Raw genomic sequence first — 18,478 nt, 5'->3', positions numbered from 1 at the left:
CATTCGTGAACAAATCGTGATGTATCGACTAACCCACTGAAATTAAACGGATCGCCTGATCGCGTTCCATCAGCCATAACAGCACGCGCGCGGCCTGCCCGCGCGGCCCGATAAGTTCAGGGTCGTCCGATAGCAACTTGCGCGCGTCGCTTTGCGCGATTGCCATCAGCGCTGCCTGCCCTTCCAGATCGGCGATGCGAAACCTTGGCAGGCCTGATTGCGCGGTGCCGATCACATCGCCCGCGCCGCGCATTTCCAGATCAACCTCGGCGATTCGAAAACCGTCCTCGGTATCGCGCATTGTTACCAACCGCCGCTCGCCCCCCTCACTGAGAGGCGCCTGATACATCAATAGGCAGGTCGACGCCGCCTCGCCGCGGCCAACCCGGCCCCGCAACTGGTGCAGTTGCGCAAGGCCAAAGCTCTCGGCGCGCTCAATCACCATGATTGAGGCGTTGGGCACGTCGACGCCCACCTCAATCACCGTCGTGGCAACCAACACGGATATCTCACCACGTTGAAAGGCGCGCATTGCTGCATCCTTGTCCTCGAGCGGCATCTGGCCGTGGACAAGTCCGACCGCGCCTTCGCCAAGCGCTGCGCGCAAACGGCGATACCGTTCCTCCGCACTGCTTAGATCGCTGACCTCGCTCTCGTCGACCAGCGGGCAAACCCAATAGGCCTGCCGCCCCTCGGCGATGGCGCGGCGCAGATGATCGACAACTTCATCCATGCGGGCCATGTTCACCATCGCGGTCGAGATCGGCTTGCGGCCCGGCGGCTTCTCGTCCAGAACGCTGATGTCCATATCCCCATATTGCGCAAGGCTCAGACTGCGCGGGATGGGTGTTGCCGTCATTACCAGCACGTCGACAGAGGCGCCTTTGCGCCCAAGTTCTAGCCGCTGGCGAACGCCAAAGCGGTGTTGTTCGTCCACGATGGCAAGGCGCAGATCGCCAAACTCCACGTCCTTTTGAAAAACGGCATGCGTGCCGACCAGAACCTGGATATTGCCCGCCTTTAGCGCGGCCAGCTTTGCGCGCCGTTCCGGCCCCTTGTCACGGCCGGTCAGGATTTCAAGCACCACGCCAGCGCTCTCGGCTAGCGGGCGCAACCCCTCCAGATGCTGCCGCGCAAGGATCTCGGTCGGGGCCATCATCACGCCCTGCCCGCCCGCCTCGACTGCAATCAGGAGTGCGTTCAGCGCGACCAATGTCTTGCCCGATCCGACATCGCCTTGCAGCAAGCGATTCATCTTGATCTCGCGCGCCATATCGGCGGCGATTTCGGAAATGGCCCGCGTCTGCGCACCCGTCGGCCTGTAGGGCAGCGCGTCCATTACACGGCGCTGCAATTTGCCGCTGCCAACAGTCGCGCGCCCCTTGGCACGTTTGAACGCCGACCGGGCCAGCGCCAGTGTCAGCTGATGCGCCAGAAACTCATCATAGGCCAGCCGAACGCGCGCCGGATGCGCAGCACCCAAGTCGGCCATCGCCTGCGGCGTGTGGGCCGCTCGCAGCGCGTCCGGCCAATTCGGCCAATCCTCTTGCGCCTTTTGCCCGGGATCGATCCATTCGGCGACCTCCGGCAGGCGAGCCAACGCGCCAGCCACAGCCTTGCGCATTACGCCTTGGGTCAGTCCGGCTGTCAGCGGATAGACCGGCTCAAAATCTGGGATATTGCCTGCCTCTTCCACAGGCAGCATGTGGTCGGGATGCACCATTTGCGCCACGCCGTCGAACAGCTCTACCTTGCCCGAAACGATACGGCGTTCGCCGGTGGGCAGCATCCTGCGCAGGTACTCATCATGCGCCCGAAAGAAAACAATCTGAAAACTGGTCTGCGCATCTTCCACCGTAACCCGGTAGGCGCCGCCGCGCCGCGCAGGCGCCCAGTGCTGGCCAACGGTTACTTCGACCGTCACAACGCCTGGCAGATCGGCGCCCAGCACTGATGCCCGCTTGCGACGGTCAATTCCGGATGCTGGCAGGGTAAAGACCAGATCTACAGGCTTTTCGACATGCAGCGCCGCCATCAGCTTGGCCGATTTGGGTCCAACACCCGGCAGCGTCTCGATATCCGCAAAGAGCGGAAAGAGCGCTTCGGGCCGCCCCTTGGCTGGCGCTTTGGGCGTCTCGCTCATGTCCCGCCGATCAGCGCAAGCCAAGCGTCCTCATCCATTGTCTGGACGCCCAGTTCGGCGGCCTTGTCGGCCTTGGACCCCGCGCCCGGCCCAGCGATTAGAATATCGGTCCGCGCCGATACGCTCCCCGACACCTTGGCGCCCAGGGACTCGGCGCGCGCCTTGGCCTCTGCGCGGGTCATCTTCTCCAGTGTGCCGGTGAAGACGACGGTTTTGCCCGCGACGGGGCTGCCGCGCGTGTCCCGCGCGGCGGCATCCTCGACCGCCAATTCGGCGATCAGGCGGTCGATTGAAGCGCGCTCAGCCCGCTGCTGAAACGCGGTGACGAGGGATACCGCCACCGTCGCACCAATGCCGTCGATACCGATCAAATCATCCCAAGCCGCGCGCGCGGCCTCACTTGTGCCGTCCCAAACCGCATCGCGCGCAGGTTTGATCCGTGCGCGCCGACCCTCACGGGCGGCAATACGCCGTTCCTCTGCTTCGGCTGCGTCAGCCTGCAGGTGGCGGGCTGCCGCCGGACCGGCTGCATCAACCGCGTCGACAAACGCCTGCCAACTGCCGAAATGACGCGCCAGATCGCTGGCCGCGACCTCGCCGACATGGCGGATACCAAGCGCAAAGATCAAACGTGCCAGTGGCACGGTCCGGCGCTCTTCAATCGCAGCAAAGAGGTTGCCCGCGCTTGTCGCGCCCCAACCGTCACGCTTGGCTAGCTTCGAAAGGTTCTCATTATCCCGCGCCTGCAGGGTAAAGATATCTGCGGGCGTATGGATTGGAAGCAGATCATCGCGATAAAACATCTCGACTTGTTTGGCGCCCAGCCCCTCAATGTCGAATGCGCCGCGGCTGACAAAATGCTTTAACTTTTCCATAGCTTGGGCAGGGCAGATCATACCGCCACTGCAACGCCGGACGGCATCGCCCTCTTCGCGGATCGCGTCCGATCCACATTCGGGGCAAATCACTGGGAATTCGAATGACACGGCACTTTCGGGCCGCTTTGACAGATCGACATCTGCAATCTTGGGGATGACGTCGCCGGCGCGGTAAACCTGCACCCAGTCACCGACGCGAATATCCTTGCCGTCTCGGATATCGCCACCATCACCGCCGCGCCCTGCGATGTAATCCTCATTGTGTAGCGTCGCGTTGCTAACGACGACGCCGCCGACGGTCACGGGCGACAGCCGCGCGACAGGACTAAGCGCGCCGGTGCGGCCCACTGTAATATCGATTGCTTCAAGCCGCGTCCACGCAAGCTCGGCCGGAAACTTGTGCGCGATGGCCCAGCGAGGTGTCGTGCTACGATAGCCGAGGCGGCGCTGCAGATCGAGATCGTCGACCTTGTATACAACGCCATCAATGTCATAGCCCAGACTGGCCCGGCGCTGTTCGATGTCGGCGTAATGTGCCAGCAGATCGGCGGGGCCATCGCATCGCGCGGTCAACGGATTCGTGGAGAATCCAAGGGCAGCAAGCCGCTCGACCGCGCCGAATTGTGTGTTTGCCAGAGGCGCGCTGACCTCGCCCCAAGCATAGGCGAAAAACGCCAAGGGGCGTGCGCGCGTGATCTCGGCATCCAGTTGGCGCAGCGATCCGGCAGCGGCGTTTCGAGGGTTGGCAAACGTCTTGGCGCCCGCCTCTGACTGCCGCACATTAAGTGCCTCAAAATGGGCGTGGCTCATATAAACCTCGCCGCGCACTTCAAGGATTTCGGGCGCGTCATCAAGATTTTTGGGAATATCGGTAATCATGCGTGCGTTAGCGGTCACGTTTTCGCCCACAGCGCCGTCGCCGCGTGTCGCGGCTTGGACCAGCGTACCCGCCTCATACCGCAGGCTTAGGCTAAGCCCATCAATCTTGGGCTCGGCGGTGTAGGCAAGAGGCGCATCTGAACCAAGACCTAGGTATTTTCGGATACGGTCATCAAAGTCGTGGATCTCACCCGCATCAAAGGCATTGCCCAACGACATCATGCGCTGAGCGTGCGTTACTTTGCCAAAGCGTCCGGATGGAACAGCCCCGACCACGTCGCTCGGACTGTCGGCGCGTTTCAAATAGGCAAAGCGCGCCTCAATCGCAGTGTTCCGCCTCTTCAGCTCGTCGTATTCCGCATCATTCAGCCGCTGATCGTCGCCCGCGTGATACTCTAGGTTAGCCTTCAGCAAAACCTTGGCCAGGTGCGCGAGTTCGGCCTTGGCCTCCTCCTCGGTCAGCTTGTCGACATCAGGCGCGTCCTGCATCCGTGCTCTCCATGCTCGGCGGCCCCTGTCGCGCCGGGCCGGCCATGTCGATCACGTGATAAGACGCAGCAACGGTGAGGTCCAGTGCGCAAGCGAGAGAGATGCGCTTGCAGCACTCAAAAACCCTCGTCTCGCAGGGATTATAGTAGGACAAAGGCGGCGGTTAAGTGCAGATTGGTGCCACAGTTTTATCCTCTGCCCCGGCCCTGTCGTCTCAGGCCCCTACCGCCAGCCTCTCTTGGTCCACCTCGGAAGGTTCGGGATCACGCAGCACATAACCGCGGCCCCAGACTGTCTCGATGTAGCTCTGACCGCCTGTCGCCTCGGTCAGCTTTTTGCGAAGCTTGCAAATAAAGACGTCGATGATTTTTAGCTCAGGCTCGTCCATGCCACCGTAAAGATGGTTCAGGAACATTTCCTTTGTCAGAGTTGTGCCTTTGCGCAGGCTCAGCAGCTCAAGCATCTGGTACTCTTTGCCAGTAAGATGGACTGCTTTGCTTGCGACATCGACCGTCTTGGCGTCGAGATTGACATTGATCACGCCCGTCCGGATCACCGACTGCGAATGCCCCTTTGACCGACGGATGATCGCATGAATACGCGCCACCAGCTCTTCGCGGTGGAATGGCTTGGTCAGGTAGTCGTCTGCGCCAAAACCGAAGCCCTTGATCTTGCTGTCGGTATCGTCGGCGCCAGACAGAATAAGGATCGGGGTTTCGATCCGCGCAAGGCGAAGCTGACGAAGAACGTCATGGCCCGTCATATCGGGAAGACCTAAATCCAACAAAATAAGATCGTAGTCGTAAAGTTTGGCTAGATCGATGCCCTCCTCGCCCAACTCGGTCGTATAGACGTTGAGGTTCGCATGGGTCAGCATCAATTCGATGCTCTTGGATGTTGTAGGATCGTCTTCTACCAGAAGGACACGCATTCATTAATCTCCGCAAAATGACCTGTTATTCACACACTGGTGAAAATTGGTTAACTACAAGTTACCATAGGCGAACATTTCGCGAAAACAACTCAAGGTTGTCGATAAATCTTCAGCGCCGTCGCCTTTAACGCGTCCTCACCATGCAGCGACACCGCGCGGACCCATTCCTCGAACTCTTCTTCGCTCAGTTGATACCGTTTGCAAACTTCCCCTTGCGTAACAAGACCATAGAGAACGCCGCGCACCACAGACAGCTTGCGCGAGGCGACCCATCTCGCGGTATCGGCAGGCGGTAGATCGGCCTGCGTCATCACTTTGCCGCTTGGCAGGGTCACGGCCCGGGGGCCCTCAACTTTTTTCAAATACATCGTCATTATCCTCATGCTGACGAGGTCAAGATGGCCGACTTAGCCTTAACGGCGCCTGAAACGACGCGATCCAAATAGCTAGGATTTGCCTAAACCGGGTTCGCACTCAGGCTGGAAAGCCTTTTGCGTTTTGCCGCGCGGACCACTATGTGACAGAATAACGCCCCTCAAACGGACCCTGCCCAATGTCCCTGGATACCGCACACCGCCTTAACTCCCTCGGCTTTGCCAAGCCTGAGTGCGAAACGCGTGTCGTCGTCGCGATGTCGGGCGGCGTCGACAGCTCGGTCGTGGCGGCGCAACTGGCCGAGGAAGGCTATGACGTCGTCGGCGTGACACTGCAGCTCTACGATCATGGCGCGGCGCTAGCGAAAAAAGGGGCATGCTGCGCGGGCCTCGATATTCATGACGCGCGGCGGGTGGCCGAAAAAATGGGGTTTCCTCACTACGTCCTCGACTATGAGAACGTCTTTAAGGAGGCTGTCATAGATGAGTTTGCAGACAGCTATCTGGCAGGCGCCACGCCCGTACCGTGTATCCGCTGCAACGAGCGGGTGAAATTCAAGGATTTGCTAGAGACCGCCCGCGATCTGGACGCCGATTGCATGGCAACCGGGCACTACATCCAGCGCAAGACGGGCACGCACGGCCCAGAGCTTCACTCGGCGGCGGATGCGAATCGGGACCAGTCATATTTTCTCTTTTCCACTACGGCGGAGCAGCTGGACTATCTGCGTTTTCCCCTCGGCCACTTGCCGTCAAAGGATGCGACCCGCGCACTGGCCGCGAAATACGGTCTAAGCGTCGCGGACAAGCCTGACAGTCAGGACATCTGCTTTGTCCCGAATGGCAATTACGCCTCCGTCATCGAGAAGCTGCGTCCCGGCGCCGCTGAACCGGGCGAGATCGTCGACATGGACGGAAACGTCCTAAGCCAGCACAACGGCGTGTTGCACTACACCGTCGGCCAACGGCGCGGCCTTGGCATCGGCGGGCTAGAGACGCCGCTATATGTGGTCAAACTGGATGTGGATGCGCGTCAAGTCATCGTCGGACCAAAGGAGCTACTGAGCGCAGCGATTGTGCCCGTGCGCGAGATTAATTGGCTAGGCGACGATACGTTCGATGCGGTGTCAGAGCGAAATGTGATGGTGAAGATCCGGTCGACACGAGCGCCGCGCGAGGCGGTAATCCGGCCCCTGTCGGCCACCACAGCCGAGGTGGAATTGCTGACACCTGAGGAAGGCGTGTCGCCCGGTCAGGCCTGCGTATTCTATGAGGCGGGCGGCAGCCGTATCTTGGGCGGTGGTTGGATCTGGCGCGGCTACTAACGCTTCAGGCCCGCCAATATCGCACGAGCGGCGCGTAGGCCCGGCGCCTCGCCGCCCTTGCCAAGGCGTAGCATAGTATCCTCCATCGCGGCTATCTGCGCGCCGGGCATATCCAGCATCTTTAGCACCGCTGCCGATATCTCTGCCGGATTACAATGCTTCCCGTTACACTCTGGAATTGCGCGCGTTTCGCTAACGAGGTTGACCAACGTCAGCGTATCAATTTTCAGCATCATCGCAATAATCTGGCGGCTGATCCAGCTTACATCATAGGCGATGACCATGGGTGTCGCGCTTGCCGCCAACTCTAGTGAGACGGTGCCAGACGCTGCCAGCGCGCCCGATGCGATGCCAAATGCCGCCCTCTTTTCAGCCTTGTAATCATCACTCTTCATGTCCGATGGGTCAATGATGAGCGGCGCAGTCGGCCAATCTGCCGATACCTCGCGCAACACCGGCGCGACATGCGCTGTCGTTGGCGCGATCAGCCTGAGGCTGGGATGCTGTGCCAGCACAGGCGCCAGTGCCCGGCCAAAAATCGGACCTAGCCGGGCCACCTCGCCCTTGCGAGAGCCGGGTAGAACCAGCAGCACGGGCGCGTCGCCCAAGGCGTGGCGCGCCCTGAACTGAGCCATCTCGGCCGCGCTTGCCTGCGGCTCGGCCACGACGGGATGGCCGGTAAAATCACACTCCATACCGGCGGCGTGCATGTAGGGCGGCTCAAACGGCAGCAAGGCAAGCACATGATCGATGACGCGTGCCATCTTGGCCGCCCGCCCGGCCCGCCATGCCCAGACCGACGGCGCAACATAATGGACCGTGCGAATATCGCTCTGCGTCTTGACCAGACCGGCGACGCGCAGCGAAAAATCAGGGCTGTCGATGGTGATCAAGACATCCGCGCCACTCGCCAAAGCTGCATCAGCTGTCTGGCGAATTCGGCGTTTGAGGTGGCGATATTTTGGCAGCACCTCAGTGATGCCCATGACGCTAAGCTCGTCCATTGGAAAGAGGCTGTCCATCCCCTCGTCCTGCATCAAGGGGCCACCGATTCCCTCGAACTCAACATCTGATAGGGTTTTCAAGCCAGCCATCAGCGCCGCGCCCAAACGATCGCCAGAGGCCTCACCGGCGAGGATGAACACCTTCATGCAAATATCTGGGATATCAGGAAAATACCGCGCTCTTTGGCAAGGGCGAGCGTCGCGTCACGGTCTATGATTACAACTTGATTCGCCGCAACGACCAAACCGGCAAGACCCGCATCGGCGACCGCTGCAATTGTCGAGGGGCCAATCGTGGGCATATCAATGCGCAGATCCTGCCCCGCCTTGGGCGCTTTGACATAGACGCCGCGTTGCCCGCGCCTCAGCTCGGGTGCCACCTGAGCCACATAAGCCAGCAAAGCGTCAGTGCCCTGCACCGTCTCGATCCCCAAACATTGCCCAGCTGCAACAGCGCAGCCCTGCCCGATATCCAGCGCAGAAATCTCACTGAGGATGTGCGCCGCGCGGGCGGTATCGGCCAATTCGGCCTCGCTTGGTACAGGACCAACGGCCAGCCCTTGCTCAACCGTCAGACCCGGTAGCAAATCATGCGCACCAAGAACGGTAAGTCCCTGCGCCTCGAACGTAGCGATGACAAAGCGAAGCAGCGCATCGTCGCCCTGCGGAATCGCGGCCATCAGTCCGGGGGCAATGCGCGTCATCTCGGCGTCGAATTTAGCGGGGTTCAGTGCGGGGCGGCTCAGCGATCCGGCAAAAACCATCCGGCCAATACCGGCTTCCTTCATCGCCGCAAAGAGCGAGCCAATCTTCTCCAGCGCAAACTCCTGCGCGCTGCCGGACAACTCGCTAGGTACGCCGCGCAGCGTATAATGAAGCGCATCTGGATGCGCTTGCGCTAGCAGCACCGGTAGCGCACCGCCGCAGGCGAGAATGGCGAGGCGGTCTGTCACGATATCAGCCCTGTCCCGGCGTGAGAAACGAGCGATCACTGTCACCGGTCACGAAATCGACGATATGCGCCACATAAGCGCTATCCGATTCGGCGCCCATACGGCGCGCCCGCTCCTGAAAGGTGCCCTCGCCCTGCGCCAGCATCTGAAACGCGGCGCGCAAGGCGGTAATGTCGGCCCGGCCCACACCGCGCCTCTTTAGCCCGACCAGATTGAGCCCGTCCAATACGCCGCGCGGCGCCTGCACTAGCCCATAGGGAATGACGTCGTTCGTCACCATAGTGACCGCGCCGATGATTGCGCCGCGCCCGATCCGCACGAACTGGTGTACCCCCGACAGACCGCCGAGGATCACGTCATCCTCAATCACACAATGTCCGGCCAGCGCAGCGTTGTTCACGACAATCACCCGGTCGCCGATGCGCACGTCATGCGCCACATGGCATCCGGCCATCAACAAACAGTCATCGCCGATCCGCGTTACGCCGCCGCCGCCCGCCGTGCCGGTGTTGACCGTCACATTTTCGCGGATACGGGCGCGCGCGCCGATCTCTAGACGAGTCTTCTCGCCCTGAAACTTTAGGTCTTGCGGCACTTCTCCGATGCAGGCGAACGAGTAGATAGTGCTGCCCGCTCCGATAGACGTCTGGCCAGTAATGACCACGTGGCTCTTTAACGTGCACTCGTCACCCAGCGTGACATCCGGGCCGATATGACAAAACGGGCCGATGGTGCAGCCTGCACCGATCTGCGCGCCCGCCTCAACGATGGCGCTGGGGTGGATGCCCGCCGCGGTCATGCGGCGCCAAGATCCATCATGGCGGTGAATTCGGCCTCACAGGCCATTTCGCCGTCAACGGTGGCAACGCCCGCGAACTTCCAAACCTTGCCACCGGGCTTGCCGCGTGCGGTCGTCAATTGCATTTCCAGAACATCACCAGGTACGACCATGCGGCGGAATTTGCACTTATCGATGGCCATAAAATAGACCAGCATATTCTTGTCCTGCATCTCCAGCGCAGTGCCCACCATGACGGCAGCGGTCTGCGCCATCGCCTCAATGATCGTGACGCCGGGCATGATCGGCTTGCCGGGGAAGTGGCCCTGAAAATGCGGCTCATTCATCGTCACGTTCTTGATTCCGACGGCGGTTTGATATCCGTCGATGTCGCGCACCTTGTCTACCAACAAAAACGGATAGCGGTGCGGGATCAGCCGCTGGATCATGGAGATGTCGGCAGAGGCGAGCGGCTGTGTCATTTAATTCCTTTCAGGCGCGCGCGGCGGCGCAGGCAAGCTGCGCAACCATGTAACAATTCGGCCAGCGCGGAGCAAGAACCACCGGATCAATCAGCGGTATCGCCCGCTTCCGGCGCAGTATCTTGCGACTTCGGTGCATCGGGGATCGGCGCCGCCTCTGCGCCTATGTCAGTGCCATCGCCAATCGTCTCGTCGACACGCGCAATCGCGAGATCCGTGATGTCTATTGCGTCGGCACGTAGTAAAACCTGGCGATTATCCAAAATAATCTGCCCGCCCGTGTCGCGCATCACCTGAATCAAAATCGGCTCGGCCATCCGCATCAGGGCCAAGGGGGCTAGTTCGCGGCCCCGCTCAAGATCACGCGCCTTGCGCTCATTTTCGGTCCGGATCGAGCGGACGCGCGCGTCGAAGGCATCGGCCTCGGCTCTAAAATCAGTCGCACTCATCGTGCTGCGCGATGCGGTTAGCGCCTGCTCTTCGCCGCGCAGTTGCGCCTCTAGCTCACGGTTACTTGCGATCAGTGCGTCACGCTCGCTTTGATACTGATCGGTCAGCCGTTGGCCCACTTGGCTTTCAGCAAACAAGCGATCCGGGTCCAGCACCAATATCTGGCTTTGAACGACGCCCACATCCTGCGCCTGCGCGCCCTGCAGATGGCAAAGCGTAAGCGCCGCCGTCAGGGCCGCCCCCCGCATCAAACGGCAAGCAGCCCTCGCCACATCCAGTAGCATCAGAACCTGGAGGCGATGGACAAATCGAACGATTGCGTCTTGTCGCCCGGCTCTTTTTGCAGCGCCTCGGAGAAGTTAAAGCGCAGCGGGCCGAACGGTGACTGCCAGATGACCGACAGGCCAACTGCGTGGCGTGCCTTGAACCCGGTCGAGGCCAGAACGCCCGTTGCGCCTGCCGTGTTGATATCCCAGATGCTGCCGATGTCGTAGAACGCGCCACCGGTGATGCCATACTCGTCCGGCAGGCCCAGAGGGAACTCAGCGTCGAACTTCAGCGAGGCAAAGAAGTCGCCGCCCAGTTGCTCGCCTGCTTCTGTGGGTCCTATCCCGTTTGGCTCAAAGCCGCGCATGATTTGGCCCGAGAAACGATCAACGGCACGGCTGTTATCGCTGCCAGTGAAGTTCAGCGCGCCGGCTTCCAAGGTGGCACGCAAGGTCAGCTCTTCGTTCAGCACCTTGGTCTGGGCAATGCCGCGAAAGCCGGACTTGATGTATTCCTGATCGCCGCCCAAACCGTAGTACTCCTGCCCGAAGGACAGCAAAACGCCTGCATTCGGGTTCAGACCTGTCCTGCGGGTATCGTAGGTATACTCGTAACCCAAGCCGCTAGAAAACTCCCCGCCGCGCAGCGTCTCGTTCGCGAGGATGCCGCTGGTGCCTGTATAGTTGCTCATGTCCTTATACGCGGCACTATAGAGCAGCGACAGGCGACCATTTTCGCTGACCGGGAAAGTAAGGCTGGGGCGAAGTGTCCCGATCGTGGTGTCGTAGAAAGCAAAGTCATCAGTCGTCTCAATCAGACCAAAGTCCAGCCCGAACGCCACGTCGCGGCCCAGAAAGGCAGGTTCGACAAAGCTGAGGCTGTAATTAGCCTGATCTGCGCTAGCCGAAACCTGTGCCGATAGGCGCTGGCCCCGTCCAAGAAAGTTACGCTCGGCAAAGCCGACCGAGAAGCCGACGCCGCTGCTGGTCGAATAGGACGCACCAAACGACAGCGAGCCTGTGCTTTTCTCTTCAACGTCAACGTCCACGATAACCTGGTCGGGGGTTGAGCCTTCGCGTGCCTCCACTTCGGCCGTCTCAAAGAAGTCTAATGCACGGATGCGTTCGGCAGATTCGCGAATTTCCCGCGGGTTGAATGGGTCGCCCTCGACCGTATCAAACTGGCGGCGGATCACGCGGTCTAATGTGGTGGTGTTACCTTCAATATCAATCCGCTCAACAAAGATGCGCGGCCCGCGCACCAGCGCGAATTCCACGTCCAGCGTGAGATTGCGGTCGTTGCGGGTGATACGCGGCTCAACGCGCAGGAAATCGACGCCCTGCCGAACACCCAAACGCTCCATACGGGCGATCGAGTTTTCGACATGCGTGGGCGAATAAATCTGACCCGGCTTCACCTTCAACACATCTTGATACTCGGCGGGATTCACACCGTTCATCTCGCTAACAGTGGTGATGCGGCCAAACTTGAACTGCTGGCCTTCCTGAATGTTGAAGGTCAGGAAATAGGTGTCACGTTCACGCGCCAGTTCGGCATTGACGCCTGTAATGCGAAAATCGACGTATCCCCGCGCAGCGTAGAAATCTGACAGCAACTGTTTGTCGAACTCGATACGGTCCTGAACAAAGGTGTCTCGGTTAATCAGCGCACGAAAGAGGCCCGCCTGCTTGCTGTCAACGACGCGGCGCAACCGGCGGTCTGAATAGGCACGGTTGCCGACAAAGCTAAGACGCTGAACTTCGATTTTCTTGCCCTCGAAAACCTCAAAAACCAGATCAACGCGGTTATCATTGCGGCGGATTACCTTTGGATTGACGCGCGCAGCACTGCGGCCGCTTTCGGCATATGCGCTGACGATAGTCGCGGCGTCGCGCTCGGCCGTGGCCGGATTAAAGACCTTTCGCGAAGCGCTCTCGATCTGGCCGGCCAGATCTTCGTCCTTGATTTTCTTGTTACCTTCAAAGGCGATCTTGCTGATCGTCGGATACTCAGTAACCGTGATCTGCAGCGTACTACCGCGTGGATCGATTGAGACCTCTTCAAATAGCCCGCTGCCGACGATGCGCTGATACGCCTCGTTCAACTCGCCCGCCGAAACGGTCTGCCCGCGCCCGATGCCCGCATAAGTCAGGATCGTGCCAGACTCGATCCGCTGGTTGCCGTCGATCACGACGTTGGTAAAGCGGTAAGATTGCGCCTCTGGCGCTGTGGGCGCCAGTGAGAACACGAGCGCCATAGACGCGATGAGCAGCGTCCCTGCAGTAACACGGCGAGACCCGGTACGGGTTTCGCTGCTACCGCGCGAAAATTTGCGAAGGCGCAGCGCGCACAGGAAATTTGTAAGGTTCATGTTTCCACCCGGTCAGACGTGCTAATAACGACTTTCAGTAACGGGTCCGGGTGGGCTTGTCAAAATGCCAATTCAGCCGCGCGCCCGCCCAAGAGCGCACCACTGAGGCAGACAAGTGAGCGGTTCAGACACGCCTCAGAGTGAGGCGATGTATGCCCCTGCAAAGAGCGCAATAGCCAGTGCGCCGGGCATCAGAAAGCGATCGCAGTTCACATCGATAAATAGGCCGAGGCCTTTGTATCCGCCGGTGATGTGTTGCATCGGTCATCTCCTCGTCTGATGCGTGGCGCCCTTGGTTAACGGGCAGCTTCGCTACGAGGTATGACGCCGCATTATGGCGCGATCCGGCGCGAAAATGTGGCAAAATAAGGGCAAATCGTGTTTGCGGCGTGCCTACTCGCTACGCCGCAAAGTCGCAATATGTGGTGGGCAGAGATCGATTACTGGCCTTAAGGGCACCAGATATCGTTGAAGAGCGCAAAGACCATCAGGCCTAAGATCATGACCAAACCTGCGGTCATCATTACCCGCAATGCACCGTCGCTGGGCGGCTTCCCCACCACGGCCTCATAGGCGTAGAACACCAGATGTCCGCCGTCCAAAACCGGTACGGGAAACAAATTCAATAGTCCCACGGCCGTCGACAAGACAGCGATGAACCAAATAAAATCTGATGCGCCTTGTGACGCCATTGCCCCCGATGCCTGGGCGATTCCCAAGGGGCCGGACATATTGCAGCTGCTGATTGCGCCTGTCACCATGTAGTAGAGGCCTGACAGCGAGCCTGCGGCGACCGCATAGGTCTGCTCCACCCCGGTTCCCAGTGCCGCCAGCGGGCCCATCCGCTCTGTGCCCGGCTCAAATGCCCAGCCGCCGGCGATGCCTATGCGCCACGCGGTGGCAAAGCCGCCGTTTTCTTGCGGCTCGTCCACGCGGCGCGGTGTCAGTTCCAGCGACAACGTTTCGCCTTTGCGCCACACATCCAGCGCGAGGGGCGCGCCGTTCGATGCCTCAACGATGTTTTTAAGCTGAGTAAAGGACGAAATTGGATCGCCGTTCACGGCGGTTATCACGTCGCCAGTCTTTATTCCCGCACGGTAGGACGCCGATTGCGGAGCCAGACCAGTCACAATCGGTGGAAGCGGATGCGGCCCTAGCACGGTTTCCTCAGTGCCGTCACGCAGAACGCGGTAATCCATCACCTGTTGGTTAGGCAGGGCTTCCGAAAACGCGTCGAACGCGCCGCGGTCATCGTATCCCGGCACGCCCGCGCCCGCGATGTCCAATATTGTATCGCCGGGACGCAACTCGACGCCTTGGGCCGGCACCGGCTTTAGTGCGCCGATTGCCAGCGGCTCGGCCCGCTGGCCCTGCACCATCATGACGCCGGCAAAAATCAGGATCGACAACGCAAAGTTAAAGACAGGTCCCGCAGCGACAGTAGCAGTGCGCGCCCATAGCGGTGCGCCGTGCATCGTCTGGCGTAGCCGCTCGGGCGGGGTGGCCGCCATGGCGGCCACATCTTTGCCGCTGGCCGCATCCGCATCGCCGAGGAACTTTACATAGCCGCCAAAGGGAAGCGCGGCCAGTTGCCAGCGCGTGCCATGGCGGTCAACCTTCGAGTAGATGACCGGACCGAACCCGAGAGAGAACACCTCAGCCTTGATCCCGGACCAACGGCCAACGATGTAGTGGCCGTATTCGTGGATCGCCACGATCACCGACAGCGCGACCACGAAGGCCGCCACCACACCGATAAAACTGCCGAATTGCGGGATAAGCGCGGAGATGTCCAAGAGATGTCCTATTCTGCCGTTGGTGGCTTTTGTGAGTGCTGGCGGCGCACGCGTCAGGCGGCGACAAGCCGATCTATGTGTTGCCGTGTAAGGTGGTCCCAGCGCCCCACGCTTTCAAGCGTGATTTCGCCGCTGGTATCGCCGCCGATCTCGTTCAGAGCGCGCGCGACTAGCGTGCTCATCGCTGTAAAATTGATATGTCCGGAAATGAAGTGATCCAGCGCGCGTTCTTTGGCTGCGTTGAAGATCGCGCCAGAGTGACCGCCGGCCGCCATCACTTGCCGCGCGAGGGCCAACGCCGGATAGCGCGCCGGATCGGGGTGCGCAAAATCAAGCGTACCGATCGCGGCCAGATCCAGCCGCGCGACAGGCAGCGCGCGCCGGTGCGGCCAATTCAACGCATAGCCGATGGCGTGGCGCATATCGGGCGCACCGACATGGGCCATCATCGCGCCGTCGTTGAAGCCAACCAGCGCGTGAACGGTGCTCTGCGGATGCACCAGAACTTCAATGCAATCAGATTCAAGGTCAAAGAATTCTTTGGCTTCAATGATTTCAAGCGCCTTGTTAAACATCGAGGCACTATCGATTGTGATGCGCTGGCCCATATCCCAGTTGGGATGTTTGGATGCTTCGGCCACTGTGACATGCGCTAGTTCGGCCAGCGGCCTATCGCGAAACGCGCCGCCCGACGCGGTGATCACCACACGCTCAACCGCGGCGCGATCTTCGCCGACGAGCGCCTGAAAGATTGCGGAATGTTCGCTGTCGACCGGCAGGATACGCGCGCCATGCGCAGCGGCTGTGGCAAGCATCAGTGGCCCCGCGGTCACTAACGATTCCTTATTGGCAAGCGCCAGTGTAGTGCCCTGCCCCAATGCGGCCAGCCCCGGAGCAAGTCCAGCCACGCCAACGATGGCCGACATGATCCAGTCGGCGGGCATGGTTGCGGCCTCAATCAACGCGGCCTCACCCGCTGCCGCGCGAACACCGCTGCCGTCCAACGCGGCGCGAAGATCGTTCAACCGTGCCGGATCAGCGGTCACCGCCACCTCTGCGCGCAGTTCGCAAGCATCGCGTGCTAGCTGCGCGATATTCTGTCCACCAGTCAACGCAACCACCGCATAATCGCCCGGCGCACGGCGGATCAGGTCGAGCGTGCTTTGACCGATCGAGCCGGTGGCACCCAAAATAGTGATGCGCCTCATATAATGCCCGGCAACAGCCCGAAGAGCCAGAGCGCGCCGGCGAGCAACGTCGCACCTAGCATCGCGTCGAACCGGTCCAGCACGCCGCCATGACCGGGGATCAGGTTGGAGCTGTCCTTGACGCCGACGCGGCGCTTGATCCAGCTCTCCCAAATGTCGCCAGCCTGCCCCGCGACGGACAGAACGACCGAAAGCAGCATTAGGCCTGTACCCTCGCCTAGAAAAATACCAAAACCGGCGCCCATAACGCCTGCTGCCAGCCAGCCAGCGACAGTACCGCTCCATGTTTTTTTAGGGCTGATCGCGGGCCATAGCTTGGGTCCGCCCAAAGCGCGCCCAGCCACGTAGCCTGCAACATCAGTTGCGACGACCACACAAACGACCCACAGAAGCCACGCCATGCCCGCCTCAATCCGCAAGAGGAGCGTAGCGTAGCAAGCCAAAAGGATCGCTGCCGCAAAAGCGCCAAAAAGGATTCGGCGCTCTGCGATTTGCCATGCGCCAAAGCACGCGACCGCGATCAGCACCGGTAGCGCCAGCCACACTGGCAGCAGCCACGCCAGCGCCAGCGCAAGCGAGGCGACCACGCCCATACCCGGCGCCCAAGCCTGCCCGCCCAGCATCCTCGACAGCTCCCAGACCATAGCGCCGCCCAGCACCCAGATGGCCACTGTAAAGGGGACGCCGCCCAGCCAAACCGCAATGATGCCGAGCACGATCATTACACCAGCCGAAATCAGGCGGACGTTCAGATCGCTCCAACGGTCCTTTCGGGTCACGGGCGGACCCCCCCATAGCGCCGGTCGCGCACGCCATAGGCGGAAACAATCCCGGCGAAGATATCTTTGGTAAAATCGGGCCAGAGCGTGTCGACGAATTCATATTCCGCATAGGCCGATTGCCACAGCAGGAAGTTTGACACGCGAGCCTCGCCAGACGTACGGATAACAAGATCTGGATCGGGCAAAACCTTTGTATCCAAATACCTTGTCAGCGTTTCCTCATCCACATCTTCGGGCGCCAGCGTGCCTGCAGCGATGTCGCCTGCCAAATCTTTGATCGCGCGGCTCACCTCATCGCGGCTGCCGTAATTCAGCGCGATGGTCAGGTGAACCCGGTCATTTAGTTCTGTAATCGTCTCTAGCTCGTCCATCAGCACGACCAGCTTGTTATCCAGTCGCACCCGGTCCCCGATAAAGCGCACACGCACGCCCTCGTCGCGCAGCGCGCGTGTCTCCTTGGAGATGTAACGGCGAAAGAGACTCATCAGGCCCGCGACCTCGGTCTGAGTGCGATTCCAATTTTCGGTGGAAAAGGCGAAGACCGTCAGATACTTGACCCCCAAATCAGGGCAGGCATTTACAATTTCGCGCACGCGCTTTGCGCCAGCGTGGTGGCCAAAAAGGCGCGGACGCCCGCGCGCCTGCGCCCATCTGCCATTGCCGTCCATAATGACGGCGACATGGCGCGGGCCCTGCTGCGCCTCAACGCCCGCCGTTTCGACACATCCTGCGCCATTTATGCCATTGCGTCCAAACATCAAACTTGCATGATCTCCGCCTGCTTCGTCTCAAGCGTTTCGTCCACGCGGCCGATAAAGCGGTTGGTCAGGTCCTGCACCTCAGTCTCCCAGAATTTCTGGTCGTCCTCGGACATGCCGTTTACCTTGCCCTTTTTAATCTGATCCATGCCGTCGCGGCGCACGTTGCGCACGGCGACGCGGGCGTTTTCGGCATATGTCGATGCGACTTTGGTCAGATCGCGGCGGCGTTCCTCGTTTAACTCCGGAATGGGCAGCATGATGATGGTGCCGTTCATTTGCGGATTAATACCAAGGCCGCTGTTGCGGATGGCTTTTTCAACCTTGTTGACCAGCCCCTTGTCCCACACGTTGATCGTGACCATGCGCGGCTCTGGGACGTTGACGGTGCCAACCTGATTGATCGGGGTCATCTGGCCGTAGGCGTCGACCATCACAGGCTCCAGCAGCGAGGCGCTGGCGCGGCCCGTGCGCAGCGAGGCAAATTCGACTCTAAGCGATGCAATCGCCCCCTCCATGCGCCGTTCCAGATCGGCTGTGTCGATTTCGATATCGTCGGCCATGATGTATCCTCTTGCAGTCAGTCTATCAGTTCGCGGCCAATATC

17 protein-coding genes are annotated in these 18,478 nt (G+C 60.4%); 1 reads left to right on the top strand and 16 read right to left on the bottom strand.

The window, feature by feature from the left end:
- Positions 1–28: 28 nt before the first annotated feature.
- From recG to sciP, 4 genes are all read right to left on the bottom strand, one after another.
- A complete protein-coding gene (gene recG / locus MK6180000_RS06640) occupies positions 29–2,143 on the bottom strand; it encodes an ATP-dependent DNA helicase RecG (RefSeq protein ID WP_138934023.1) in 2,115 nt (704 codons plus the stop codon).
- Complete coding sequence (gene ligA, locus MK6180000_RS06635; protein WP_138934022.1) at positions 2,140–4,389, bottom strand: NAD-dependent DNA ligase LigA; 2,250 nt, start codon at positions 4,387–4,389, stop codon at positions 2,140–2,142. The genes recG and ligA overlap by 4 nt, the downstream gene beginning before the upstream one ends.
- Positions 4,390–4,603: 214 nt before the next feature.
- Positions 4,604–5,320 (bottom strand): response regulator transcription factor CtrA, encoded by a 717-nt coding sequence (ctrA, locus tag MK6180000_RS06630; RefSeq protein ID WP_138934021.1) that lies wholly within the window; start codon positions 5,318–5,320, stop codon positions 4,604–4,606.
- Between the two features lie 92 nt (positions 5,321–5,412).
- Positions 5,413–5,691: a CtrA inhibitor SciP gene (gene sciP, locus MK6180000_RS06625; RefSeq protein ID WP_138934020.1), complete on the bottom strand. Its 279-nt coding sequence runs from the start codon at positions 5,689–5,691 to the stop codon at positions 5,413–5,415.
- Between the two features lie 185 nt (positions 5,692–5,876).
- Between sciP and mnmA the strand changes: the two genes are divergently transcribed.
- On the top strand, positions 5,877–7,022 hold the full coding sequence (gene mnmA / locus MK6180000_RS06620; protein WP_138934019.1) for a tRNA 2-thiouridine(34) synthase MnmA: 1,146 nt from the start codon (positions 5,877–5,879) through the stop codon (positions 7,020–7,022).
- On the opposite strand, the gene lpxB is transcribed toward mnmA, so the two are convergent.
- The 12 genes from lpxB to frr all read right to left on the bottom strand — a co-directional run bounded on the left by lpxB (position 7,019) and on the right by frr (position 18,434).
- Positions 7,019–8,173 (bottom strand): lipid-A-disaccharide synthase, encoded by a 1,155-nt coding sequence (gene lpxB, locus MK6180000_RS06615; RefSeq protein WP_138934018.1) that lies wholly within the window; start codon positions 8,171–8,173, stop codon positions 7,019–7,021. The genes mnmA and lpxB overlap by 4 nt on opposite strands.
- On the bottom strand, positions 8,170–8,979 hold the full coding sequence (locus MK6180000_RS06610; RefSeq protein WP_138934017.1) for an LpxI family protein: 810 nt from the start codon (positions 8,977–8,979) through the stop codon (positions 8,170–8,172). Before MK6180000_RS06610 ends, lpxB begins: the two co-directional genes overlap by 4 nt.
- A 4-nt stretch (positions 8,980–8,983) precedes the next feature.
- Complete coding sequence (gene lpxA, locus MK6180000_RS06605) at positions 8,984–9,778, bottom strand: acyl-ACP--UDP-N-acetylglucosamine O-acyltransferase (RefSeq protein WP_138934016.1); 795 nt, start codon at positions 9,776–9,778, stop codon at positions 8,984–8,986.
- Positions 9,775–10,239, bottom strand: a complete 465-nt coding sequence (gene fabZ, locus MK6180000_RS06600; RefSeq protein WP_138934015.1) for a 3-hydroxyacyl-ACP dehydratase FabZ — start codon at positions 10,237–10,239, stop codon at positions 9,775–9,777. Before fabZ ends, lpxA begins: the two co-directional genes overlap by 4 nt.
- Before the next feature lie 86 nt (positions 10,240–10,325).
- The gene (locus tag MK6180000_RS06595; protein ID WP_171054564.1) at positions 10,326–10,937 is read right to left on the bottom strand and encodes an OmpH/Skp family outer membrane protein; all 612 of its coding nucleotides are present in this window, start codon (positions 10,935–10,937) and stop codon (positions 10,326–10,328) included.
- A 35-nt stretch (positions 10,938–10,972) separates the two neighbouring features.
- On the bottom strand, positions 10,973–13,327 hold the full coding sequence (gene bamA, locus MK6180000_RS06590) for an outer membrane protein assembly factor BamA (protein ID WP_425466826.1): 2,355 nt from the start codon (positions 13,325–13,327) through the stop codon (positions 10,973–10,975).
- Positions 13,328–13,462: 135 nt separating this feature from the next.
- Positions 13,463–13,588 (bottom strand): hypothetical protein, encoded by a 126-nt coding sequence (locus tag MK6180000_RS20850; RefSeq protein ID WP_281283954.1) that lies wholly within the window; start codon positions 13,586–13,588, stop codon positions 13,463–13,465.
- A 188-nt stretch (positions 13,589–13,776) separates the two neighbouring features.
- Positions 13,777–15,123 (bottom strand): RIP metalloprotease RseP, encoded by a 1,347-nt coding sequence (gene rseP / locus MK6180000_RS06585; RefSeq protein ID WP_138934013.1) that lies wholly within the window; start codon positions 15,121–15,123, stop codon positions 13,777–13,779.
- 53 nt (positions 15,124–15,176) lie between these two features.
- Entirely contained in the window at positions 15,177–16,331 is a 1,155-nt protein-coding gene (gene dxr / locus MK6180000_RS06580; RefSeq protein ID WP_138934012.1) for a 1-deoxy-D-xylulose-5-phosphate reductoisomerase, read from the bottom strand.
- The gene (locus MK6180000_RS06575) at positions 16,328–17,110 is read right to left on the bottom strand and encodes a phosphatidate cytidylyltransferase (protein ID WP_138934011.1); all 783 of its coding nucleotides are present in this window, start codon (positions 17,108–17,110) and stop codon (positions 16,328–16,330) included. Before MK6180000_RS06575 ends, dxr begins: the two co-directional genes overlap by 4 nt.
- Positions 17,107–17,871 carry a polyprenyl diphosphate synthase gene (uppS, locus tag MK6180000_RS06570; protein ID WP_138934010.1) on the bottom strand — a complete coding sequence of 255 codons (765 nt, stop codon included), beginning with the start codon at positions 17,869–17,871 and terminating at the stop codon, positions 17,107–17,109. The genes MK6180000_RS06575 and uppS overlap by 4 nt, the downstream gene beginning before the upstream one ends.
- Positions 17,871–18,434: a ribosome recycling factor gene (gene frr, locus MK6180000_RS06565; protein WP_138934009.1), complete on the bottom strand. Its 564-nt coding sequence runs from the start codon at positions 18,432–18,434 to the stop codon at positions 17,871–17,873. The genes uppS and frr overlap by 1 nt, the downstream gene beginning before the upstream one ends.
- Between the last annotated feature and the right edge of the window lie 44 nt (positions 18,435–18,478).

It is taken from the genome of Roseovarius arcticus, from assembly GCF_006125015.1.
Classification (GTDB): Bacteria; Pseudomonadota; Alphaproteobacteria; order Rhodobacterales; family Rhodobacteraceae; genus Roseovarius; species Roseovarius arcticus.
This window is presented reverse-complemented; position numbering and strand designations above follow the sequence as displayed.

Excerpts from the sequence above, each read along its gene's own strand:
- sciP (WP_138934020.1), bottom strand. The coding sequence starts at position 5,691 with ATGTATTTGAAAAAAGTTGAGGGCCCCCGGGCCGTGACCCTGCCAAGC.
- lpxA (WP_138934016.1), bottom strand. The coding sequence starts at position 9,778 with ATGACCGCGGCGGGCATCCACCCCAGCGCCATCGTTGAGGCGGGCGCG.
- ligA (WP_138934022.1), bottom strand. The coding sequence starts at position 4,389 with ATGCAGGACGCGCCTGATGTCGACAAGCTGACCGAGGAGGAGGCCAAG.
- ctrA (WP_138934021.1), bottom strand. The coding sequence starts at position 5,320 with ATGCGTGTCCTTCTGGTAGAAGACGATCCTACAACATCCAAGAGCATC.
- mnmA (WP_138934019.1), top strand. The coding sequence starts at position 5,877 with ATGTCCCTGGATACCGCACACCGCCTTAACTCCCTCGGCTTTGCCAAG.
- MK6180000_RS20850 (WP_281283954.1), bottom strand. The coding sequence starts at position 13,588 with ATGCAACACATCACCGGCGGATACAAAGGCCTCGGCCTATTTATCGAT.
- recG (WP_138934023.1), bottom strand. The coding sequence starts at position 2,143 with ATGAGCGAGACGCCCAAAGCGCCAGCCAAGGGGCGGCCCGAAGCGCTC.
- fabZ (WP_138934015.1), bottom strand. The coding sequence starts at position 10,239 with ATGACACAGCCGCTCGCCTCTGCCGACATCTCCATGATCCAGCGGCTG.
- dxr (WP_138934012.1), bottom strand. The coding sequence starts at position 16,331 with ATGAGGCGCATCACTATTTTGGGTGCCACCGGCTCGATCGGTCAAAGC.
- MK6180000_RS06595 (WP_171054564.1), bottom strand. The coding sequence starts at position 10,937 with ATGCGGGGGGCGGCCCTGACGGCGGCGCTTACGCTTTGCCATCTGCAG.
- frr (WP_138934009.1), bottom strand. The coding sequence starts at position 18,434 with ATGGCCGACGATATCGAAATCGACACAGCCGATCTGGAACGGCGCATG.
- bamA (WP_425466826.1), bottom strand. The coding sequence starts at position 13,327 with ATGAACCTTACAAATTTCCTGTGCGCGCTGCGCCTTCGCAAATTTTCG.
- uppS (WP_138934010.1), bottom strand. The coding sequence starts at position 17,871 with ATGTTTGGACGCAATGGCATAAATGGCGCAGGATGTGTCGAAACGGCG.
- lpxB (WP_138934018.1), bottom strand. The coding sequence starts at position 8,173 with ATGAAGGTGTTCATCCTCGCCGGTGAGGCCTCTGGCGATCGTTTGGGC.